This is a genomic window from Apilactobacillus micheneri (assembly GCF_002993975.1).
GTDB classification, from domain to species: domain Bacteria; phylum Bacillota; class Bacilli; order Lactobacillales; family Lactobacillaceae; genus Apilactobacillus; species Apilactobacillus micheneri.
The window spans coordinates 272,240-294,451 of record NZ_POSO01000003.1 but is presented as its reverse complement, the minus strand read 5'-3'; the positions used below and the strand labels follow the sequence as shown (position 1 = coordinate 294,451).

The window sequence follows — 22,212 nt, the reverse complement described above, 5'->3', positions numbered from 1 at the left end:
AATGATACCTGCAAAATTCGATTGGCAATTAAATCAAAATGTATTAAGTGATGAACAAAAAGATATTGCTACGAAATTAGGGATTAGTCCATTAATAATTTCCATTTTATTTAGTCGTGGTTATAAAAACATAGATGATATTAAGTCATTCTTAACCCCACAAATTGAAAATTTGCGTGATCCTTATTTAATGCATGATATGCAAAAAGCATGTGATCGGATAAAAAAAGCGATTGAAAATAATGAAAAAATTACAGTTTATGGTGATTATGATGCTGATGGCATTACTAGTACTTCTGTTATGTATGAAACTCTAGTTAATTTAGGTGCTAATGTAACATATTTTATTCCTAATCGCTTTAAAGATGGATACGGTCCTAATCCTCAAAAGTACGAAGAAATTATTAATGATGGGACAAGTCTAATTGTAACGGTTGATAATGGAATATCTGGTAATAAATCAGTTGAATTAGCAAATAATATGAATTGTGATGTGATTATTACTGATCATCATAAAATTCCTGATGATATTCCAGAGGCATATGCAATTGTTCATGCCAGATATCCAGGGGATGAATATCCTTTTGGAGACTTTTCAGGAGTAGGCATAGCATTCAAAGTAGCAACTGCATTATTAGAAGAAATACCTGAAGAATATTTTGATTTAGCTGCAATTGGGACTGTAGCGGACTTAGTATCTTTAACAGATGAAAATCGTATTTTAGTAAAGTATGGTTTACAAGAATTATCGGATACTCAACGTCCAGGATTAATGCATCTTGAACAATTAGCAGGTTTGAAAGCTGATAATATTAATGAACAAAGCATTAGTTTTGGTTTAGCACCTCGTTTAAATGCTTTAGGTAGAATTAGTGATGCAACAACTGGTGTAAAATTATTGACCACATTTGATGATGAGGTAGCCGATGATTTAAGTCATGATACTGAAAATGAAAATAAAAAAAGAAGAAAGCTAGTTGATGATATTTTTCTACAAGCATCGAAAATGGCATCAAATAATACGGATAAGCATACAATTATTGTGTATGGTGATAATTGGCATGAAGGTGTTGTTGGAATTGTTGCTAGCCGCTTAGTTGAAAAATATAATAAACCAACTATTGTTATGAGTCACAATCCTGAAACTGGTATATATAAAGGTTCAGGTAGGAGTGTTGAAGGATTTGATTTATTTGATGCCATAAATGGTATTCGTGAGAATATGGTTTCATTTGGTGGACATAGTATGGCAATTGGATTAAGTATTAGGAGTGACGACTTAAATACCCTAATTAATCATTTTGAAGATTATGCGGTTAATAATGGTATTGAAAAGTTGCAAAAACCTAAATTATCAATTGCTAAAAAAATTAAAGTTAGTGATGTTAATCAACAACTATTTGATAATTTACAAATGTTAGCACCATTTGGAACAGATAATGAATATCCAATCTTTGAATTTGAACCACAGATGGTTACTAATGTTCAGACAATGGGAAAAAGTAATGAACACTTGAAATTTCAGATGCTTGATGATAATTCAAAAATTAATGTTTTAGCTTTTAAAAATGGTAAATTAGCTAGTCACTTAGAATCATTATTTGATTGTGTTCATGTGGCAGGCCATTTAGAAAAGAATACTTGGAAAGGTAGAACCACAATTCAAGTCATGAACGATGATATTTATAGTGATGATGTTGAAATAGTTGATTTAAGGTCTAATCAACTAAATAAATCTATGTTTCAGTATAGTAATTCACTATATGTTTTCTTTCATGAAAATGTTTATAAACAAATATTACCTTTTATAGGAAAAGATTCTAAAGCTTGTTTATATAATAATTTGTCTTTAGAAGATAATTTTGATAATATAATATTTGTTGATTGTCCAGATTCTTTTGAAACGTTTAATTCAGTTTTGAATGTTATTAATAAAAAGGATAAGTTAATTTTTTATCTTTATAGTAATAATCTTTCACAAAAAATGCCTACTAGATCACAATATGCTGATTTATTTAGGTTTGTTGAAGGTCATAAAGACATTAAGATATATGATGATATTGATCTATTAAGTGATTATTTAAAAATTGATAAAAGCAATTTAGCTTTTATGATTAATGTATTCAAAGAATTGAAGTTTATTTCAATTGAAAATGGTATTATGAATGGTAATCGTAATCCTGAATCAAGCGATATAACTTTAACTAAAAGTTATATTCTTAGAAAGCATCAATTAACGGTTAAAGAAAAATTGTTAGATGTTGATACTACAACTTTGAATCAAGTTATTCGTAGTTGTTTTTGATGGGATGAAAGGAAGTTATTTAGCCAATGGCACTTGATTTGTATAAATATGTTGCTAGTTATGACAATTTTCCAGAAAAGGGAGTTACTTTTAGAGATATTTCTCCATTGATGGAAAATGGTGAAGCATATCGCGAGGCTACAGATAAAATTGTCAGATATGCAAGAGATAAGAAAGTAGATTTAATTGTCGGTCCTGAAGCTCGTGGATTTATTGTTGGTTGTCCGGTAGCCTATGATTTAGGAATTGGATTTGTGCCTGCAAGAAAAAAGGGTAAACTGCCAGGCAAGGTTGTAGGAGCATCTTATGGATTAGAGTATGGTAAATCATCTTTATATATTCATGCTGATGCTGTTAAACCTGGTCAAAGAGTTTTAATTACCGATGATTTATTAGCAACTGGTGGAACTATCAAGGCTACCATTGAAATGGTTGAAAAATTAGGTGGTATTGTTGTGGGAACAGCCTTTATCATCGAAATTTCTGAATTAAAGGGTCGCGATAAAATTAAAGACTATGATCTTTTAAGCCTTTTACAATATTAAAATTATTTATGATGTGAATTTTTCACATCATTATTATGGAGAGTTGGCAGAGCGGTAATGCATCGGACTCGAAATCCGACGAACCGGTTTTTCCGGCGGGCAGGTTCGACTCCTGTACTCTCCTTATAACGTTTTATAAGTACTAATATTTTCATTAGTACTTTTTTTATATCCTAGTATTAGGATATTTATGGATATAAATGCTATAATTAGCTTATAACTTTTAAAGAAAAGAGTTTTAGTCTATGAAGAAAAAAGTTATAACAATATTTACAATCTTCTTTACTTTTATTATCTTGTCTTTTCAATTATTTGGCTTAGCTCAAAATAATATTAATGCATCGGCTGATAATAAAAGAATTGGTTTAACTTTAGATTGTTCAAGAGTTTATTACTCTACTGATAAAATAAAACAATATATTAATTTATTAAGTGAAAACAAAGCAACTTATTTACAATTGCATTTAAATGATAATGAAAATTTTGGAATTGAAAATTCTACATTAAATCAAACCGTTGATAATGCTACTAAAAAGGGTGATGTTTATTATAATAAAAAGACACATTTACCTTTTTTAAGTAAAGATCAATTATTAGACGTTATTCAGTATGGTTATGAAAAAGGAATTCAAGTTGTACCAGAAATAGATTTACCTGGGCATGCTCAGTCTTTATTTAAATTATTATCTTATACAAAGAATGGTAATAAATTAGTTAAAAGAGTAAGAAATGCTGATGGATACAATGAGATGTTTTATGGTAAGAAAGAAACCATCAACTTATCTAAAAAAATATTAAGTGAATATGTTGGGATGATGCCCAAAGGATTCTACTTTAGCGTAGGTGCTGATGAGATTACTATCAACAATAGAAAAGATCAAAATGCAGCTGTGAAATATATAAATAGTATTGATGATTATATAAATTCTAAGGGATTAAAATTAGAAATGTGGAATGATAGTTTCCATAAAGCAGTTCTTAAAAAGTATCATAAAAATATATTAATTAATTATTGGAGCCTTAGTGGTGATGTTAGTGATAAAGAAGATTATAAGGCCAATATTAAATTAAGAGCGACATTACCACAATTAAATGCTGCTGGTTTTAAAACTATTAATTATAATAGTTATTATTTATATATAATTACTGATCCACTTTCTTTTACTAAGTCTTCAATTAAAGAATGGCGAGATGATATTAATAAATGGAAGATGAATATGTGGAATGATGAATCACTTAAACAAAAAACAAAGAGTAAGAATAATATAGGTGCTTCATTATCTATTTGGGGAGAATATCCAAATAAATATGATGGAAATAGTACCTATAAAAATACTGAATATTTTGTTAAATATTTTCTTAAAAAAGCACGTAATTATTAAAGTAAATTAATTAATTAGATAAATTATGTTATATTTATATTGTATTACATAATTTTTAAGGAGTTTATAATGTTAAAATTAAACGTAAATACCAATTTGGGTAACCAAGAAATTAAATTATCTGATAATAGTACAGGTCAATTATCAGGAGTTAGAATTCCTGTTGGCATGGGACAACAAGTGGTTCAATGGACATTTATTTCAACTGGTCAAAAACATGAAAACTTTGTATATACAGGTCAATTATCAGAAGGTCAAATTATTAACTCTATGAATAATTCAGACCAATATAAAATTCATCTAGAAAAATAATAAAAAGCACACTTATGTGTGCTTTTTATTCTATATATTTTGTTATTAAAGTGATTGATAGTAAAATAATATTATTCTTTTATGAAAGTTGAGTGAGTAAATTGAAGGTTGGAATTGATAAAATTGGTTTTTATTCACCTGATAAATACATTGATATGGTGGATTTAGCAAATGCTAGAAATGAAGATCCAAATAAATATTTAATTGGAATTGGTCAAAAAAAACAAGCTGTAATTCCTAATACTCAAGATGTTGTAACAATGGCTGCAAATGCTAGTCAAAAAATTATTAATGATGATGATAAGAAAAGTATCGACTTAATCATTTTTGGTACAGAAACTGGCGTTGATAATTCAAAATCAGCAGCTATATATCTACAAAACTTATTAAAGTTGAATGCATCTGCTCGTGCTTTTGAAATCAAACAAGCATGTTATGGTGCCACAGCAGGGTTACAAATGGCTAAAGAGTACGTAACCAATCATCCTAATAAAAAGGCTTTAGTGATTGGTGCTGATGTGGCTAGATATGGTCTTAATACTCCTGGTGAAGTAACACAAGGTGGTGGAGCTATTGCTATGGTAGTTTCAACTAATCCTTCCATTGCTTCTTTTGATGGTGAAAGTGCATTTCATTCAGATGATATTATGGATTTTTGGCGACCATTATATCGTACAGAAGCGGTGGTAGATGGCCATTATTCTAATAATGTTTATGTTGATTTCTTTAAAGATACTTGGGATAAGTATAACCAAATGAATCAACTTTCGGTTGATGACTATAAAGCACTAACTTTCCATCTACCATATGTAAAAATGGGGATTAAAGGATTAAGAGCAGTTTTGACTGAAGCTTCTGAATCAAAACAAGAAGAATTAAAGAATGAATTTAATTTTAGCAAGATATATAGTGAAAATATTGGTAATTTATATACAGGATCATTATATTTAAGTTTCTTATCATTAATTAATAATTCAAATGATTTACAAAGCGGAGATAGAATTGGTTTATTTAGTTATGGTTCTGGAGCTCAAGGTGAATTTTTCTCAATGAAATTAGAACAAAATTTCAAGAATAATGATTCAGTAGAAGATATTAACTCGATGCTTAACAATAGAGAAAAATTAACAATTGATGAATATGAAACGATGTTTAATAACTGGATTCCTATTAAAAATGTTAATATGAACTTAAATTGGCAATCTGATGATGCTGAATTTTTCTTAAAAGCACTAAAAGATAATCAAAGAATTTATGACCATAAATAGGGGAAATTAATATGAATTTATATTTAGCTAGTCCATTTTTTGATGATGAACAAATCGACAGAATTTCTAGAATAGAGACTGCTTTAGCGAAAAATAATACCGTAAATAGTGTATTTAGTCCAAGAAAATCAGAAGTTAAAGATTGTGAAGTTGGCACTCAGCAATGGTCTAAAAAGGTATTTAAATTAGATACTGATGAAATAAAAAAAGCTGATGCCATTATCGCAATTATCGACTATGTTGAAGATAATGTAGATAGTGGTACAGCTTTTGAAATTGGGTATGCTAAAGCTATAAATAAACCAATTATTATTTTTCACGAAAAAGATAATAATGTTAATTTAATGTTAAGTAATAGTTCGATCGCCTATTTAACTAAGGTTGAAGAAGTGAAAAACTATGATTTTAATAATTTACCAGAATCTTATTATGAGGGGAAAGTATTTTAACTAATATTATCTCTATACAATCCAATTACTTTACCTAATATTTTAACGTTATCTAATATAATTGGACTCATATAGTCATTTTCTGGTTGTAATCTATAATGATCACTTTCTTTGAAAAATCTCTTGCATGTTGCTTCGCTTTTATCGTTCATTGCAATTACAATGTCACCATTTTCAGCAATTGACTGCTTCTTAACAATAACTTTATCATTATTAAATATTCCAATATTAACCATACTTTCGCCTTTTATATTCAGCATAAATATATCGCTGTCATTATTATATTGGTCAGGTAAAGAAAAATATTCATTTGAATTTTCTACTGCAAGAATGGGTTCACCAGCAGCAACATTTCCTAATATTGGTATTTGATTGGAATGAAAGTTAACCCCTAACTGTTTCAATCCATCTTCGGTAATTTCAATTGCTCTTGGTTTAGCATTGTTTTTGATTAAAAGACCTTTTTGTGAGAGACGGCTTAAATATCCATGCACAGTTGATGTAGATGCTAAACCCATTTCTTTAGCAATTTCTCTTACTGTTGGTGGATAACCTTGATTATTGATTGAGTTCCAAATGAATTTTAATATATTTATTTGTTTAGAAGATACTTTATCCTTTGGTAAGGTCATATACGACGCCCCAATTCTTGATTTTATTTAGCTTTAATATTAGCATAATAAGGAAATGTAAACAAACGTTCGCAATTTTATAAAAAGGAGACTTTAAAATGGCAGAAGACAAAGTGTTAAAAGAACTTATTCCAAGAATTAATGAATTATCAAAAAAGAAAAAAGAACAAGGCTTGACTGAAGCTGAAAGTGCTGAAAGAAAAGATTTGCACAAAAAATATCTAAAGCGCTTTAAAGAAAATATGAGAAGCCAGATTGAGATGGTTCAGGTTTATAATAAAAAGGGGAAAGAAATAACCTCCGATAAGGTTAAAAATATTCAACGTAAAAAAGGCCTACGTGACGACTAATATACTAAAAATAATTTTGAAATTTATTTATACTTTGTGTAAAATAAAATATATGTTCGTATATGAAGCTAGGAGGGATATCTGTGAATACATTTCTATGGATTGTAGTTGTTTTAGTAGCATTAATCCTAGGATTAATCGGTGGTTTCTTTATGGCTCGTAAGTATATGGAAAAATATCTTAAAGATAATCCACCAATTAATAAAGATCAATTAAGAGCAATGATGTTACAAATGGGACAAAAACCATCTACCAAAAAGTTAAATCAAATGATGAATAGTATGAAAGCTCATTCTAAATAAAATAAAAAGGATTAAAATCTAATTGATTTTAATCCTTTTTATTTTTCTTTTTTAGCTGGATCTACATATTTAAAATTAGGATCTATTTCGTCATCTAATTTGTCGAAAGCATCTTGCATTTGCTGTTCGATCTTACTTTGTCCATCTTCATTTAATTTTAGCTTTTTATCAATATATATTGGTTCACCAAAATTAATAGTAGACTGTTTTCTAGAAAACAAGGATTTAAATGTTAGCGGTCCTTGATAGGTTGCTGGTAGCAAAGGTGTCTTAGATAATTTTGAAATTAAAGTTGCGCCACCCTTTAAACTTTGTGAATGTCTAGTTCCAGATGGAAAGATAATTAATGATTTATCCGACTTTTGCAAAATTCTAACTGGTTCTTTTATAACTGATGGACCAGGATTTTCTCTATCGACACTTAAAACATTTGCATGAACTAAAATATATCTTAAAATTGGATTTTTGAATAGTTCTTTTTTTGCCATAAATGCGAATTCTTTAGGGCTAGCAGCTAATGCATAATATAATGGATCAAACCAAGTCCTATGTGGGGCAACTAAAACATAATTTCCTTTAGGAATTCTATCTTTATTTTTAAATTTTGGTTTACCATTTATCGTATATAAAATGACTCTAGCTAATACTCTTAAAAAAGAATACATACTGTTTCTCCTCTCAATACTTTATAAAATAATAATATTCTATTACTATTACTATATGCAACCTAAAATTAAGGTGGAAATTAAATTGAACAAATTATTACACGAAAATGAAAGAATAGATCAATTATATAGTAACGACATTAAAATTATTCAAAATCCTGAAGTTTTCTCATTTTCTCTGGATGCAGTGCTTCTGGCTAATTTTGCTAAACTGCCTAATAAAAATAAATCTAAAATAGTAGATTTGTGTGCTGGAAATGGTGCAGTTGGAATGTTTATGTCACATAAAACTAATGGTGAAATATTTGAAATTGAACTTCAAAATAAATTGGCCGATATGGCTAAAAGAAGTGTTTTATTAAATCATTTAGAAGACAAGATAAGAGTAATTAACTCTGATTTATCAAAATTTAATAATTATCTTGCTAAAGATTCTATCGATGTTATAACTTGTAATCCACCATATTTTCCTGATTTGCCTACAAGTAAGAAGAATCCTAATAAATATTTAGCAATTGCTAGGCATGAAATAACTACAAATTTAGAATCGATAATGTCAGCAAGTAGTGAGATGCTAAAAACTAATGCGAAAATTTATTTGGTTTATCGTCCAGATCGCTTGCTAGAAATTATGGATACTATGTTAAAGCATGGTATAGCACCAAAGAAATTACAATTTATATATCCACGAAAAACTAAAGATTCTAATATGGTTCTAATTGAAGGGATTAACAAAGGCAAAAAATCTGGGATGAAAATTTTACCACCAATAATTACATATAAAGACAATAGTAATGAATATAGTGATTATGTAAGGAAACTACTATATGGTGAATAAATATTATATGTATGTACTATTGTGCGGTGATAATTCTCTTTATGGTGGATTTACTAATAACTTACAGCAACGTTTATTAAAACATCAATCAGGTAAGGGAGCAAAATATACTAGATCTCATTTACCAGTAAAGATGATATATTATGAGTCTTTTGAAAATAAAGGGGATGCTTTAAAAGCTGAATATGCATTTAAGCATCAACCTAGAAATCAAAAAATAAAATATTTATTGAATAATGGTGTGAATGGAAAGCTTTTTAGATAATTATTTAATTTTAATATTGATTAATTATTGTTAATGATTTATTATTGTATATGGTAATTTAATTACTAATTCACACTCAATGTGATAATTTGGCTAGTGCTTTTTAATAAGTCACCATATTAGTTGATCATTGAGGAGGAAAAAACTATTTGGAGGGCTATTATAATGGCTGTTATTTCTATGAAACAATTGTTAGAAGCAGGTGTTCATTTTGGACACCAAACTCGTCGTTGGAATCCTAAGATGAAGAAGTACATCTTTACTCAACGTAATGGTATTTACATCATTGATTTACAAAAAACTGTAAAAATGATTGATAATGCTTACAAATTTGTTAAGGATGAAGCATCAAAGAATGCTGTATTCTTATTTGTTGGTACTAAAAAACAAGCACAAGATTCAATTCAAGAAGAAGCAACTCGTGCTGGTCAATTTTATGTTAACCACCGTTGGTTAGGTGGAACTTTAACTAACTGGGATACTATCCAAAGTCGTATTAAGTACTTAAAAGATCTTAAGAAAATGGCTGAAGACGGTACTTTTGAAAGATTACCTAAGAAAGAAGTTTCTTTATTAAAGAAACAAACTGACAAGTTAGAAAAATTCTTAGGTGGTATCGAAGATATGCCTAAGATTCCTGATGTTATGTTTATTGTTGATCCTCGTAAAGAACAACTTGCTGTTAACGAAGCTCACAAATTAAATATTCCTATCGTTGCTATGGTTGATACTAACACTAACCCAGACGATATCGATGTAATTATCCCATCAAATGATGATGCTATTCGTGCTGTTCGCTTAATTACTTCTAAGATGGCTGATGCTATTGTTGAAGGTAACCAAGGTGAAGAAGAAGTTGACGAAAACACTTTCAAAGATGGCAATGATTCAAAAGATGAAAGTGAAAACAAATAATTAATTAAATAATTATTTACATTTGTGCACTTAGGCTGACTCATGTGTTTGGACCGAAAGGCCTAATGCAGAGTCAGCCTTTTTTTATAAAATAGAATTAAATATTTTAAGGAGGCCATTTAAATGGCAAAAATTACTGCTGCTCAAGTAAAAAACTTACGTGACAAAACTAGTGTAGGTATGATGGATGCTAAAAAAGCTTTAGTTTCTTCTGATGGTGATGAAAAAGCTGCTTTAGAATTTTTACGTGAAAAAGGTATCGCAAAAGCTGAAAAGAAGAGTGACCGTGTTGCTAATGCAGGTTTAACACGTGTTGTTACTAATAGTAATGCAGCTGCTATTGTTGAAATCAACGCTGAAACAGATTTTGTTTCAGGTAATGATGATTTCAAAAACTTAATTGATATGGTTGCAGCTAAGATTGTTGAAGAACAACCAGCTGACGTTGAAGCTGCACTTAAGTTAGATGTTGATGGTGAAACTATCAATGACAAGATTATTAATACAACTCAAATCACTGGTGAAAAGATTACTTTACGTCGTTTTGAAATCTTTAATAAGGATGACGATGCCAACTTTGGTGCTTACTTGCATAATGGTGGTTTAATTGGTGCCTTAGTACAAATTAAGGGTGCAGATGAAGAAGTTGCTAAGCATGTTGCTATGCATATTGCCGCTACTAACCCTGAATATTTAGACAGAAATTCAGTTCCTGCTGATCGTTTAGATAAAGAACGTGAAGAATTGAAGAAGGAAGCCTTAGATGAAGGTAAACCTGAAAAAATTGTTGAAAAAATGGTTGAAGGTCGTTTAAACAAATTCTTATCAGAAATTAGTTTAGCTGACCAAGAATTCGTTATGGATTCAGACAAAACTGTTGCTCAATTTGTTAAAGACAATGGTGGAGAACTTGAAGCCTTTGCTCGTTACGAAGTTGGAGAAGGTATCGAAAAAGAAGAACAAAGTTTTGCTGATGAAGTAAATAGTCAAATTAAATAATTTAATTATTAAGATAAGGAGGGGGTGCTATATTTTGGCACTCCTTTTTTTATAATTTATTTAATTTTAGTTTATTAATCTGTTTTTGTTATTTATGTTATGCTAAAATTATATTAATGAATTATTTTAATGGAGGAAGTTCAATGTCAGACGTAAAATACAAACGTATCGTCTTGAAACTAAGTGGTGAAGCCTTGGCTGGGGATAAAGGATTTGGAATTAATCCTCCAGTTATTAAAAAAATTGCTGAAGAAATAAAAGAAGTATATAAATTAGGCATCCAGGTTGCTATTGTTGTCGGTGGTGGTAACATGTGGCGTGGTGTTGCTGGTGCAAAAATGGGTATGGAAAGAACTCAAGCTGATTATGTTGGAATGCTTGCAACCATAATGAATGGACTTTCATTACAAGATAATTTAGAATCAATTGATGTTCCCACCAGAGTACAAACTTCAATTGAAATGAGACAAATTGCTGAACCATATATCAGAAGAAAGGCTGTTCGTCATTTGCAAAAAAATCGAGTAGTTATTTTTGCTGGTGGTACTGGTAATCCATACTTTTCAACTGATACTACAGCTGCTTTAAGAGCTGCTGAAGTTCATGCTGATGCTATTTTGATGGCTAAAAATGGTGTAGATGGAATTTATTCAGCTGATCCTAATGAAGATCCCAATGCAGTTAAGTATGATGAATTAACTCAAATGGATATCATTAATAAAAACTTAAATGTTATGGATACTACTGCAAGTTCATTATCAATGGATAATAATATTCCGTTAGTAGTATTTAATTTAAATGAAAATGGGAACATTAAAAAGGTTGTTCAAGGTGAAAAAATTGGAACAACTGTTAGGGGGAAATAAATAATGGTTACTTCAAAAGAAGTTTTAGATAATGCAAAAAGCAAAATGCAAAAGACTACCGAAGCATTAAAACATGATTTAGGTGGAATTCGTGCTGGTCGCGCCAACCCTAGTTTATTGTCAGGTGTTACAGTTGATTATTATGGGGCTACCACTCCATTAAACCAAATTGCTGCAATTACTGTTCCTGAAGCTAGAGTTATTATGGTTAGTCCTTATGATAAATCAGCCTTAAATAATATTGAAAAAGGTATTTTAGAAGCTGATTTAGGAATTAATCCAGCTAATGATGGTGATAAAATTAGAATGGTTATTCCACAATTAACTGAAGAACGTCGTTCTGAAGTATCTAAAAAAGTTAAAGCAACTGGTGAAAGTAATAAAGTTGCTATTAGAAATGTTAGACGTGAAGCAATGGACGCAGTTAAAAAAGGTAATAAGAGTGATGACTTTAACGATGATGAAGCACATCGTTTAGAAGATCAAGTTCAACAATTAACTGATAAGGAAATTAAACATGTTGATCAAATCGTTTCTGATAAAGAAAACGAAGTAATGAACGGATAAGGGAGATATTTATGTCAGAACAAGAATTAACCCCAGGTACAAAAGAATTTGAAAAAATGATTTTTAAATTAAACAAAGATATGGATAATTCAAATATCCAAGCTTTAGAATACAACGGTAACAAATTACAAGAAATTCAAGATAATGTATATGTAATGCCTGCTTATGTTACTGACGATTTTAATTTATTCTTTGTTATTTCTAAATTAATTGAAGATGATTGGATTGTTGCATTTACCCAAGCTACTATAGAAGATAAGAATGAAATCACTGATTTAACTGATCCAATTCCTACAGGTAAAGGTTTAAACATGCTTGGTGAACAAAGCGCAGCAGATGCAAACCAATTATTGAAATATTTCCAAACATTAGTTGATACTAAACGTGGAGAATGGAGACTAATTCAATAAAATTTAATTGGCAATTTAGGATGAGGATACCACTCATCCTTTATTTGTTTATAGTTAATTTATAGGTGATAATATGTTTAATAAAAATAATTCATTAGAAGACCATCAACTAGATCCTAATAACATTCCTGCTCACATTGCTATTATTATGGATGGAAATGGCAGATGGGCTAAGCAAAGGCATTTGCCTAGAATTGCTGGCCATAAACAAGGTATGGAAGTTGTTAGAACGATAACTAAATCAGCCAGTAATCTTGGAGTCAAGGTATTAACTCTATATGCCTTTTCTACTGAAAATTGGCATCGACCTGAAAAAGAGGTTAAGTATTTATTAGGATTACCGGAACGTTTCTTTAATAAGTTTGTTCCAGAGTTGATAGAAAATAATGTTAAAGTAAATGTTATGGGAGAAATTGACAAATTACCTAATAGTACAAAAAATGCGGTTCAAAAGGCCATCTATGATACTAAAGATTGTAATGGAATGATTCTAAATTTTGCTTTGAATTATGGTAGCCATGATGAAATTGTTTCAGCAATTAAAAAAATATCTAGTCGTGTTAAAAATGGTAACTTAAATGTTGATGATATTAATGATAATGTTGTTGAAGAATCTTTAATGACATCTAATTTGAAGGAGCTATCTAATCCGGATCTATTAATTAGAACTAGTGGGGAAGAACGTTTATCAAATTTTCTTCTATGGCAAGTGGCCTATAGTGAATTTGTTTTTGATAAAACTAAATGGCCTGACTATAAGGATTCTAATTTAAAAGAATGTATTCATGAATATCAAAATCGTCATCGTCGATTTGGTGGTCTAAAAAATAAATAAATAGAGGAATTAAAAATGAAACAAAGAGTTTTAACTGCGATTATCGCATTAATAATTTTTATTCCAATTGTTTTAATTGGTGGAATATTTATAGATATTGCGGCCTTATTATTAGGAATAGTCGCTGTATCTGAAATTTTAGTTATGAAAAAGAAATTGGTTGTTTCTCCTGAAGCAATGCTATCATTTTTAGGTGTAGCAATAGTTATAGCACCTGATCAATGGTATGCGCATTTACCAAGCTTCTTATCATCACAGTTTTTATTTTATTTAGTAGTTATGTTGTTATTACTTAGAAACGTGTTTACTAAAAATAGATTCTCGTTTGATGATACAGGAGTAATGACTTTGAGCATGCTATATGTAGGTGTTGGATTTCATTATTTTGTTTCAGCAAGATCTGATAGTATAGCTACTCTATTTTATGCGCTATTTATTGTTTGGCTAACTGATAGTGGAGCCTACATATTTGGTAAGCAATTAGGTAAACATAAATTAGCTCCGCATGTTAGTCCTAATAAAACATGGGAAGGATCAATTTGTGGTTCTTTAATAGCTACTGTAATAGGAACTGTTTGGATGCTAATTTATAACATTGGGAATGTTTCTATTTTATCAGCAATTCTTATAACATTATTGCTTTCTATTGTTGGACAATTAGGTGATTTAGTAGAATCATCATTAAAACGTTTTTATAGAGTAAAAGATTCCGGTAAAATTTTACCTGGACATGGTGGGATTCTAGACCGTTTTGATAGCTTGCTTTTTGTATTACCAATACTACATTTGTTTGGTATTATTTAGCTAATTATTTAAAGGAGCGATTTTTTTGATTATAACTATCATAGCTTTCATAATAGTTTTTGGAATTCTTGTATTTGTTCATGAATTTGGACATTTCATAGTAGCCAAAAAATCTGGTATTATGGTTCGCGAATTTTCTATTGGAATGGGACCAAAATTATTTTATTATCGACACAATTCAACGACCTATACTGTTAGATTGTTACCATTGGGTGGATATGTCCGTATGGCTGGATCTGCTGATAATGAATCACAAGAATTAGAACCAGGAACGCCTGTTAGTTTACAATTTGATGATAATCAAGTTGTAAATTCAATTAACACTAGTAAAAAACAAACTTTATATCAAGGACTACCCCTTGAAGTAACAAACTGTGATTTAGAAAAGAATCTTTTCATTGAAGGCTTTGAAAACGGAAATGAAGAATCTAAAAAAAGATATACAGTTAGTCATGATGCTGTCATAATTGAGCATGATGGAACAGCTGTTCAAATAGCTCCTAATGATGTTCAATTTCAAAATGCTCCAGTGTGGAAAAAATTAATTACTAACTTTGCAGGTATTTTTAATAATATTCTTTTAGCAGTTATTGCTTTTTCTATTTTATCTTTCTTACAGGGTGGTGCCCCTTCAAATACTAATACTGTTAATGTTACACCCAATAATTCTGTTGCTAGAGATGCTGGTATTAAAAATGGAGATAAGATATTAAGTATTGATGGACAAAAAACGAATACTTGGAAAGATTTGACGGTTGCTATTCAATCTAAACCTAATCAAAAAGTTAATTTAAAAATTGCTAATAATGATGCTGAAAAAAATATTTCTTTAAAAACACAATCTGCTAAAAGTGGTTCTACTAAATATGGAGTTATTGGGGTAACCCAAACTTTAAATCACTCATTTATTGCTAAAGCATTGTCCGGATTTAATCAAACATGGGATTTTACTAAATTATTAGTTACTAAGTTAATATCTATGTTTTCTGGACATTTCAGTTTAAATGATTTGGGCGGACCTGTTGCTATTTTTGCTAACACTTCGCAAGCTGCTAAATTGGGTATTGATGGAATAGTTTACTTTATAGCTTTCCTATCAATTAATTTAGCCATTATTAACTTTATTCCGATTCCTGCTTTAGATGGTGGTAAAATATTATTGAACATTATTGAAGCAATTAGAAGAAAGCCAGCATCAGAAAAAGTCGAAACGATTGTTACTCTGGTTGGCTTTGCCTTTATTGTTATTCTTATGATTTTGGTTACTCTAAATGATATACAAAGATACTTTTTACATTAATTAAGTAAAACTAAAGGAGATTTTTATGAAACAGTCTAAAATGTTAATCCCTACCTTAAAAGAAGCTCCAAAAGGGGCTGAAGCATTAAGCCATAAATTAATGCTAAGAGCTGGATATATTAAACAAGTTTCAGCAGGAATGTATGCTTACTTACCATTGGCATATCGTGTTATTTCTAAAATTGAAAATATAGTTAGAAAAGAAATGAATGGTATTGATGCAAACGAAACATTAATGCCTGCAGTTTTACCAGCAAAATTATGGGAAGAATCAGGACGTTTAGAAACATATGGTCCTGAGTTGTTTAAGTTAAAGAATCGACATGATACAGATTTTATTTTAGGACCAACTCATGAGGAAACATTTACAAGTTTAATTAGAGATTCTATAAAATCGTATAAAAAATTACCTCTAATTTTATATCAAATTCAACCTAAATATCGTGATGAAAATCGTCCTCGTTATGGATTATTACGTGGTCGTGAATTTATTATGGAAGATGGATATTCATTTTCTATTAACGATACAGACTTAGATAAAATATATAATAATATGGAAAATGCCTATCGTTCAATTTTTAATCAAATAGGTTTAAGTTACAGAACTATTATTGGTGATGGTGGAGCTATGGGTGGATCAGATTCTATTGAATTTTCTGCTCCTGCTGCTGTTGGTGAAGATACAATTGTTTATTCAGATGATAGTGATTATGCTGCTAACTTAGAAATGGCTAAAAGTATGTTAGAACCAGGTCAAAGTCATCCTGAATTACAAGATATCACCAAAGTCTCTACTCCAAATATTAAGAATATTTCAGATGTTGCTAAATTGTTTGATACTGATAAAGAAAATGTCATTAAGAGTGTTTTATTTATGATTGATTCAAAACCAGTACTAGTGATGGTTCGCGGTAATGATGAAATTAATGATGTTAAAGTTAAAAATTATTTTGATGGTTCTCAATTGTCATTGGCTAATGAAGAACAAATTAAAGAATATATGGGTACTAACATTAATTATGTTGGTCCATTTAATCTAAAAGACGATATTATTGTTTTAGCTGATAATAATATTAAAAATATGCATAATGTTTATGTTGGCTCTAATGAAGATGGCAATTATTTTGCTAATGTAAATCCAAACAGAGATTTTGAAAATGTTTCTTATAACGACTTAAGAACCGTTAAAGAAGGAGAAATCTCTCCTGATGGTTCTGGAGTATTAAAATTTACTCGTGGAATTGAAATTGCCCATATTTTTAAATTAGGAACTAGATATTCAAAGGCTTTAGGTGCTAATGTATTAGATGAAAATGGTCGTCAAAAGCCAGTTGTTATGGGATCATATGGAATCGGTATTAGTAGACTATTAACAGCAGTTGCTGAACAACAATCTGATGATAATGGATTAATTTGGCCTAAAAATATTGCTCCATTTGATATTCACTTGATTCCTGTTAATGTTAAAAAAGATGATCAAGTTAAAGTATCCAATGAAATCGAAAAAGGATTATTGGATAATGGATATGAAGTATTAACCGATGATAGAAAAGAACGAGCAGGTGTTAAATTTGCCGACTCTGATTTAATTGGTATTCCTATAAGAATTACTGTAGGTAAAAAAGCTACTGATGGAATAGTTGAAATTAAAATCAGAAAAACTGGTGAAACTATCGAAGTTAAAAAAGAAGAAGTTGTTAATACTGTTCAAATTCTGTTTAAAGATTTGAAATAGTTAGATTAAAGATCAGTTTAAAATATATAACTGGTCTTTTTTCATCTTTTATAATATTGGAGGTTTAATCTTTGTTAGATAAAGAAAAACTATTTTTAAAATTAATAAATCAACTCCAATTAAATGGGGATGAGTCTTATTTTAAAAATGGTCGAATTGAGCAAATTGAAATTCATAAAAAATCAAAAAGTTGGGAATTTTTCTTAAATTTACCCCATATTTTACCCTATGAAGCTTTTGTTGATTTTTATAATCGATTTCATGCAACCTTTGATGAGATTGCTCATTCTTCTGTAAACATATCGACACAAAATAATGAATTTGATAATAATATTTTAGGGAAATATTGGAATTGGGTAGTTAAGAATACTAATATTTCAGAATCCTTAAAACAAGAATTACTGAAACATAATGATTTAAAATTAAATAATCAAAGAGTTGAATATGTTGCTGAAAATGAAATTGTAAAAAACTTTTTGGTTAGCAAAGCTTTGGCACCAATTGAAGAAACTTATCAAAGACTTGGTTTTCCTAAATTTAATATTCACGTTTATGTTGATGAAAGTGCTTCACAAGAAAAAATCAAAGACTTTCAAATTCAAAAAGAAAAACGTGATGCCCAATTAGCACAAAAAGCAGTGAAAGCAATTAAAGAATCAACTGCTAAAAGACAAAAAAATAGTAATAAAGCTGTGCCTAAAGGTAAAGTAATGATTGGCAGACCAATTAAAGATGATGCTGAAATTACTAAAATGAGTGATATTGTTCAAGAAGAAAGATTAGTAATTATCAATGGACATATCTTCGATAAGGAAATTAGATCTTTACGTTCTGGCCGTCAGTTAATGATTTTAAAAGTTACGGATTATTCTTCTTCTATTGAAATTAAAAAATTCTCTAATAATGAAGATGACGAAAACCAATTTGCTGCTATTCAAGAAGGCGATTGGATTAAAGCACGTGGTGGAGTACAAGAGGATAATTATACTCATGAATTGACCCTAAATGCTTATGATATTAATCCTTTGAAGCATGAGGAACGAAAAGATACTGCTGAAAAGAAACGTGTTGAACTGCATCTACACACTCAAATGAGTCAAATGGATGCAACTAATAGTATTGGTGATTTTGTTTCAAGAGCTAAAAAATGGGGACAATCAGCAATAGCAATCACAGATCATGCTGCTGTTCAGGGCTTTCCTTTTGCATATACAGCTGCCAAAAAGAATGATATGAAAATGATTTATGGGGTTGAGGCTAACGTTGTAGACGATGGAGTTCCAATTACTTTTAATGCTGATGATCGAGAATTATATGATGCAACATATGTAGTATTTGATATTGAAACGACAGGTTTATCTGCTATTTATGATAATGTAATTGAAGTTTCAGCTGTTAAAATGCAACACGATAATGTAATTGATCAATTTGAAGAATTTATTGATCCCGGCTTTCATTTATCTGACTTTACAACACAGTTAACTTCTATTACTGATGAAATGGTCCAGGGATCTAAATCCGAAGAAGAAGTTTTCAAACTATTTAGAGATTTTTGTGGTGACGCAATTGTTGTTGGTCATAATGTTACATTTGATGTTGGTTTTATGAATGTTGGCTACGCTCGATATGGTATGGAAAAAATTCAAAATCCTATTATTGATACGTTACCTTTAGCACGTTTTTTATATCCTAATTTTAAAAGTTATCGCTTAAACACTTTAGCTAAGAAGTTTGATGTCTCTCTTGAACACCATCATAGAGCGGTCTATGATGCTGAAAGTACAGGCCATTTAAATTATATTTTTGTTAAAGAGGCTGAAGATAAATATGGCATCACAAAAGTAAATGAGTTTAATGCTCATATGAGTGAACATGATGCATATAAGCATGCTCGCCCATTTCATGCAATTTTACTAGCTAAAACTCAAGCTGGACTAAAAAATATGTTTAAGCTAATTTCTTTATCTAATGTTAAATATTTTTATCGAGTACCTAGAATTCCTAGAAGTGTGTTAGAAAAATACAGAGAAGAAATTTTGGTTGGTTCAGCTTGTTCTAGTGGTGAAGTATTTACTTCAATGATGCAAAAAGGTAAACAAGAAGCTACTGAAAAGGCGAAATTTTATGATTATTTAGAGGTACAGCCAAAAGCAGCTTATCAACCATTAATTGATTCACAATTAATTCATGATGAAAATCATCTAGAAGAAATTATTTCTAATATGGTTGAAACTGGTCAAGAACTAGAAAAGCCAGTTGTTGCTACTGGTGATGTTCATTATTTAGATCCACATGATTATATTTATCGAAAAATATTAATTAATTCTCAAGGTGGAGCTAATCCATTAAATCGTCAAGAATTACCAGATGTACACTTCCTTACAACTAACGAAATGTTAGATAATTTTAAATTCTTAGGCGAAGATTTGGATAATAAGATTGTAGTTGAAAACTCCAACAAAATTGCTGATATGATTGATGATGATATTCATCCAGTTCTTGATAAATTGTATACACCACACATGAATGGTGCTGAAGATGAAATTAAGAATAGTACAATGGACAAAGCTCACGAATTGTATGGCAATCCGTTACCTGAAATAATTCAAAAGCGTTTGGATCGAGAATTAAAAAGTATCATTGGAAATGGATTTTCCGTTATTTATCTAATTGCTAAACGATTAGTATCTAAAAGTAATAAGGATGGTTACTTAGTAGGTTCTCGTGGTTCTGTAGGATCTAGTTTAGTTGCTACCATGGCAGGAATAACTGAAGTTAATCCTTTACCACCACATTATCGTTGTCCTAAATGCAAATATTCTCATTTCTTTACTAAAGGTGAATATGGTTCTGGTTATGATTTGCCACATAAAGAATGTCCTAATTGTGGAACTTTAATGGTTGGGGATGGACATAATATTCCTTTTGAAACTTTCTTAGGATTCAAAGGAAATAAGGTTCCTGATATTGATTTAAATTTCTCTGGAGATTATCAACCAATTGCTCATAATTATTTAAAAGTGCTTTTCGGTGAAAAAAATGTTTATCGTGCTGGAACGATTGGAACAGTTGCTGATAAAACTGCTTATGGATTCGTTAAAGCATATGAGCGTGATACAGAACAGGTAATTAGAGGTGCTGAAATTGATCGTTTAGCTAAAGGTGATACTGGTGTTAAGCGAACTACTGGACAACATCCAGCTGGTATTATTATTGTTCCAGATGATATGGATATTTTTGATTTCACTCCAATTCAATATCCTGCTGATGATCAAAATGCAGCATGGGAAACTACTCACTTTGATTTCCACTCAATTCATGACAACATTTTAAAGATGGATGTTTTGGGACATGATGATCCAACTATGATTAGAACACTCCAAGATTTATCAGGAGTTGATCCTCAATCTATACCAATGGATGATCCTGGAGTTATGGGACTATTTTCTGGTACTGATACAATCGGAGTTACTCCTGAACAGATACAATCTAAAACTGGGACTCTTGGTGTTCCAGAATTTGGGACCAAATTTGTTAGAGGAATGTTAGAACAAACTAAACCTAATAATTATTCACAGTTATTACAAATTTCAGGATTATCACATGGAACTGATGTTTGGTTAGGAAATGCTGATGAACTAATTAGGGACGGTAAAGCTACCATTGCCAATGTTATTGGGTGTCGTGATAACATTATGACTGATTTAATTAATTGGGGACTGGATTCAGAAACATCCTTCCAAATCATGGAATCTGTTCGTCATGGTCGAGGAATTCCAGATGAATGGCAAAAACAAATGCATGAAGCCAATATTCCACAGTGGTATATTGATTCTTGCTTAAAAATTAAGTATATGTTCCCACGTGCGCATGCTGCTGCTTATGTTCTAATGGCTTTACGTGTTGCATACTTTAAAGTTTATTTTCCTTTAGTATATTATTGTGCATATTTCTCAGTTCGTGCTGATGACTTTGATTTAGTATCTATGTGCAATGGGAAAGAAGCAATAAAAAATAAAATGAAGGAAATTAATGATCAAGGTAATGATGCATCATCCAAAGACAAAAATTTACTAACAGTTTTGGAATTATCTAATGAAATGGTAGAACGTGGTTTTGATTTTGAAATGGTTAACTTAGAAAAGTCTGATGCTGAAAAATGGTTAATAGATGGTAAAAAATTAATTGCACCATTTAGAGCTATTCCTAGTCTGGGATTAAATGTTGCAAAACAAATTGTTGCTGCTAGGGCTGATAAACCATTTATTTCTAAAGAAGATTTATCTAAGCGAGGAAAAGTTTCTAAAAAGATAATCGAATTTATGACTGATAATCATGTTATTGATGATTTACCTGATGAAAACCAATTAAGTTTATTTGACATGATGTAGTTAAAATTGAATTATATATGTATGTGTGGTATTATGAAATTTGATTAGTATCCATGGAAGGGAGTGAGCAGAAATGC

22 protein-coding genes and 1 tRNA gene are annotated in these 22,212 nt (G+C 30.2%); 21 read left to right on the top strand and 2 right to left on the bottom strand.

The window, feature by feature from the left end:
• The first annotated feature begins 1 nt into the window (after position 1).
• The 7 genes from recJ (at position 2) to C7N41_RS05490 (ending at position 6,261) form a co-directional block, all read left to right on the top strand.
• Complete coding sequence (gene recJ, locus C7N41_RS05520; protein WP_105964718.1) at positions 2–2,305, top strand: single-stranded-DNA-specific exonuclease RecJ; 2,304 nt, start codon at positions 2–4, stop codon at positions 2,303–2,305.
• A gap of 26 nt (positions 2,306–2,331) precedes the next feature.
• Entirely contained in the window at positions 2,332–2,850 is a 519-nt protein-coding gene (locus tag C7N41_RS05515) for an adenine phosphoribosyltransferase (RefSeq protein WP_105964717.1), read from the top strand.
• Between the two features lie 37 nt (positions 2,851–2,887).
• Positions 2,888–2,974, top strand: a tRNA-Ser gene (locus C7N41_RS05510).
• A gap of 121 nt (positions 2,975–3,095) precedes the next feature.
• Entirely contained in the window at positions 3,096–4,232 is a 1,137-nt protein-coding gene (locus tag C7N41_RS05505) for a family 20 glycosylhydrolase (protein ID WP_105964716.1), read from the top strand.
• Between the two features lie 69 nt (positions 4,233–4,301).
• Positions 4,302–4,544, top strand: coding sequence for a hypothetical protein (locus C7N41_RS05500; RefSeq protein ID WP_105956153.1), 243 nt, complete (start codon positions 4,302–4,304; stop codon positions 4,542–4,544).
• A 101-nt stretch (positions 4,545–4,645) separates the two neighbouring features.
• Positions 4,646–5,812, top strand: a complete 1,167-nt coding sequence (locus C7N41_RS05495) for a hydroxymethylglutaryl-CoA synthase (RefSeq protein ID WP_105964715.1) — start codon at positions 4,646–4,648, stop codon at positions 5,810–5,812.
• A gap of 11 nt (positions 5,813–5,823) precedes the next feature.
• Positions 5,824–6,261 (top strand): nucleoside 2-deoxyribosyltransferase, encoded by a 438-nt coding sequence (locus C7N41_RS05490; protein ID WP_105964714.1) that lies wholly within the window; start codon positions 5,824–5,826, stop codon positions 6,259–6,261.
• On the opposite strand, the gene lexA is transcribed toward C7N41_RS05490, so the two are convergent.
• Positions 6,258–6,893 (bottom strand): transcriptional repressor LexA, encoded by a 636-nt coding sequence (gene lexA, locus C7N41_RS05485; protein ID WP_105964713.1) that lies wholly within the window; start codon positions 6,891–6,893, stop codon positions 6,258–6,260. The genes C7N41_RS05490 and lexA overlap by 4 nt on opposite strands.
• A 98-nt stretch (positions 6,894–6,991) precedes the next feature.
• Here lexA and C7N41_RS05480 point away from each other — a divergent pair, with 98 nt between their 5' ends.
• Positions 6,992–7,243 carry a DUF896 domain-containing protein gene (locus tag C7N41_RS05480; RefSeq protein WP_105964712.1) on the top strand — a complete coding sequence of 84 codons (252 nt, stop codon included), beginning with the start codon at positions 6,992–6,994 and terminating at the stop codon, positions 7,241–7,243.
• Between the two features lie 83 nt (positions 7,244–7,326).
• On the top strand, positions 7,327–7,545 hold the full coding sequence (locus C7N41_RS05475) for a YneF family protein (protein ID WP_105964711.1): 219 nt from the start codon (positions 7,327–7,329) through the stop codon (positions 7,543–7,545).
• A 38-nt stretch (positions 7,546–7,583) separates the two neighbouring features.
• On the opposite strand, the gene C7N41_RS05470 is transcribed toward C7N41_RS05475, so the two are convergent.
• A complete protein-coding gene (locus tag C7N41_RS05470; protein ID WP_105964710.1) occupies positions 7,584–8,210 on the bottom strand; it encodes a lysophospholipid acyltransferase family protein in 627 nt (208 codons plus the stop codon).
• Positions 8,211–8,265: 55 nt separating this feature from the next.
• On the opposite strand from C7N41_RS05470, the gene C7N41_RS05465 reads away from it, so the two are divergent.
• The 12 genes from C7N41_RS05465 to C7N41_RS05410 all read left to right on the top strand — a co-directional run bounded on the left by C7N41_RS05465 (position 8,266) and on the right by C7N41_RS05410 (position 22,135).
• Positions 8,266–9,048: a tRNA1(Val) (adenine(37)-N6)-methyltransferase gene (locus C7N41_RS05465; RefSeq protein WP_105964709.1), complete on the top strand. Its 783-nt coding sequence runs from the start codon at positions 8,266–8,268 to the stop codon at positions 9,046–9,048.
• Entirely contained in the window at positions 9,038–9,313 is a 276-nt protein-coding gene (locus C7N41_RS05460; RefSeq protein ID WP_105964708.1) for a GIY-YIG nuclease family protein, read from the top strand. The genes C7N41_RS05465 and C7N41_RS05460 overlap by 11 nt, the downstream gene beginning before the upstream one ends.
• Before the next feature lie 165 nt (positions 9,314–9,478).
• Entirely contained in the window at positions 9,479–10,228 is a 750-nt protein-coding gene (gene rpsB, locus C7N41_RS05455; RefSeq protein WP_105964707.1) for a 30S ribosomal protein S2, read from the top strand.
• A 123-nt stretch (positions 10,229–10,351) separates the two neighbouring features.
• Positions 10,352–11,227: a translation elongation factor Ts gene (gene tsf / locus C7N41_RS05450; protein ID WP_105964706.1), complete on the top strand. Its 876-nt coding sequence runs from the start codon at positions 10,352–10,354 to the stop codon at positions 11,225–11,227.
• Between the two features lie 143 nt (positions 11,228–11,370).
• Entirely contained in the window at positions 11,371–12,093 is a 723-nt protein-coding gene (gene pyrH / locus C7N41_RS05445; RefSeq protein WP_105964705.1) for a UMP kinase, read from the top strand.
• A gap of 3 nt (positions 12,094–12,096) precedes the next feature.
• Positions 12,097–12,660, top strand: a complete 564-nt coding sequence (frr, locus tag C7N41_RS05440) for a ribosome recycling factor (protein WP_105964704.1) — start codon at positions 12,097–12,099, stop codon at positions 12,658–12,660.
• An 11-nt stretch (positions 12,661–12,671) separates the two neighbouring features.
• Positions 12,672–13,070 carry a hypothetical protein gene (locus tag C7N41_RS05435; RefSeq protein WP_105964703.1) on the top strand — a complete coding sequence of 133 codons (399 nt, stop codon included), beginning with the start codon at positions 12,672–12,674 and terminating at the stop codon, positions 13,068–13,070.
• 73 nt (positions 13,071–13,143) lie between these two features.
• A complete protein-coding gene (locus tag C7N41_RS05430; RefSeq protein WP_105964702.1) occupies positions 13,144–13,905 on the top strand; it encodes an isoprenyl transferase in 762 nt (253 codons plus the stop codon).
• A gap of 15 nt (positions 13,906–13,920) precedes the next feature.
• Entirely contained in the window at positions 13,921–14,709 is a 789-nt protein-coding gene (locus C7N41_RS05425) for a phosphatidate cytidylyltransferase (protein WP_105964701.1), read from the top strand.
• A gap of 25 nt (positions 14,710–14,734) precedes the next feature.
• Positions 14,735–16,009 carry an RIP metalloprotease RseP gene (gene rseP, locus C7N41_RS05420; protein ID WP_105964700.1) on the top strand — a complete coding sequence of 425 codons (1,275 nt, stop codon included), beginning with the start codon at positions 14,735–14,737 and terminating at the stop codon, positions 16,007–16,009.
• 25 nt (positions 16,010–16,034) lie between these two features.
• The gene (locus tag C7N41_RS05415) at positions 16,035–17,744 is read left to right on the top strand and encodes a proline--tRNA ligase (RefSeq protein ID WP_105964699.1); all 1,710 of its coding nucleotides are present in this window, start codon (positions 16,035–16,037) and stop codon (positions 17,742–17,744) included.
• Positions 17,745–17,815: 71 nt separating this feature from the next.
• Positions 17,816–22,135: a PolC-type DNA polymerase III gene (locus C7N41_RS05410; RefSeq protein ID WP_105964698.1), complete on the top strand. Its 4,320-nt coding sequence runs from the start codon at positions 17,816–17,818 to the stop codon at positions 22,133–22,135.
• The last annotated feature ends 77 nt before the right edge of the window (positions 22,136–22,212 follow it).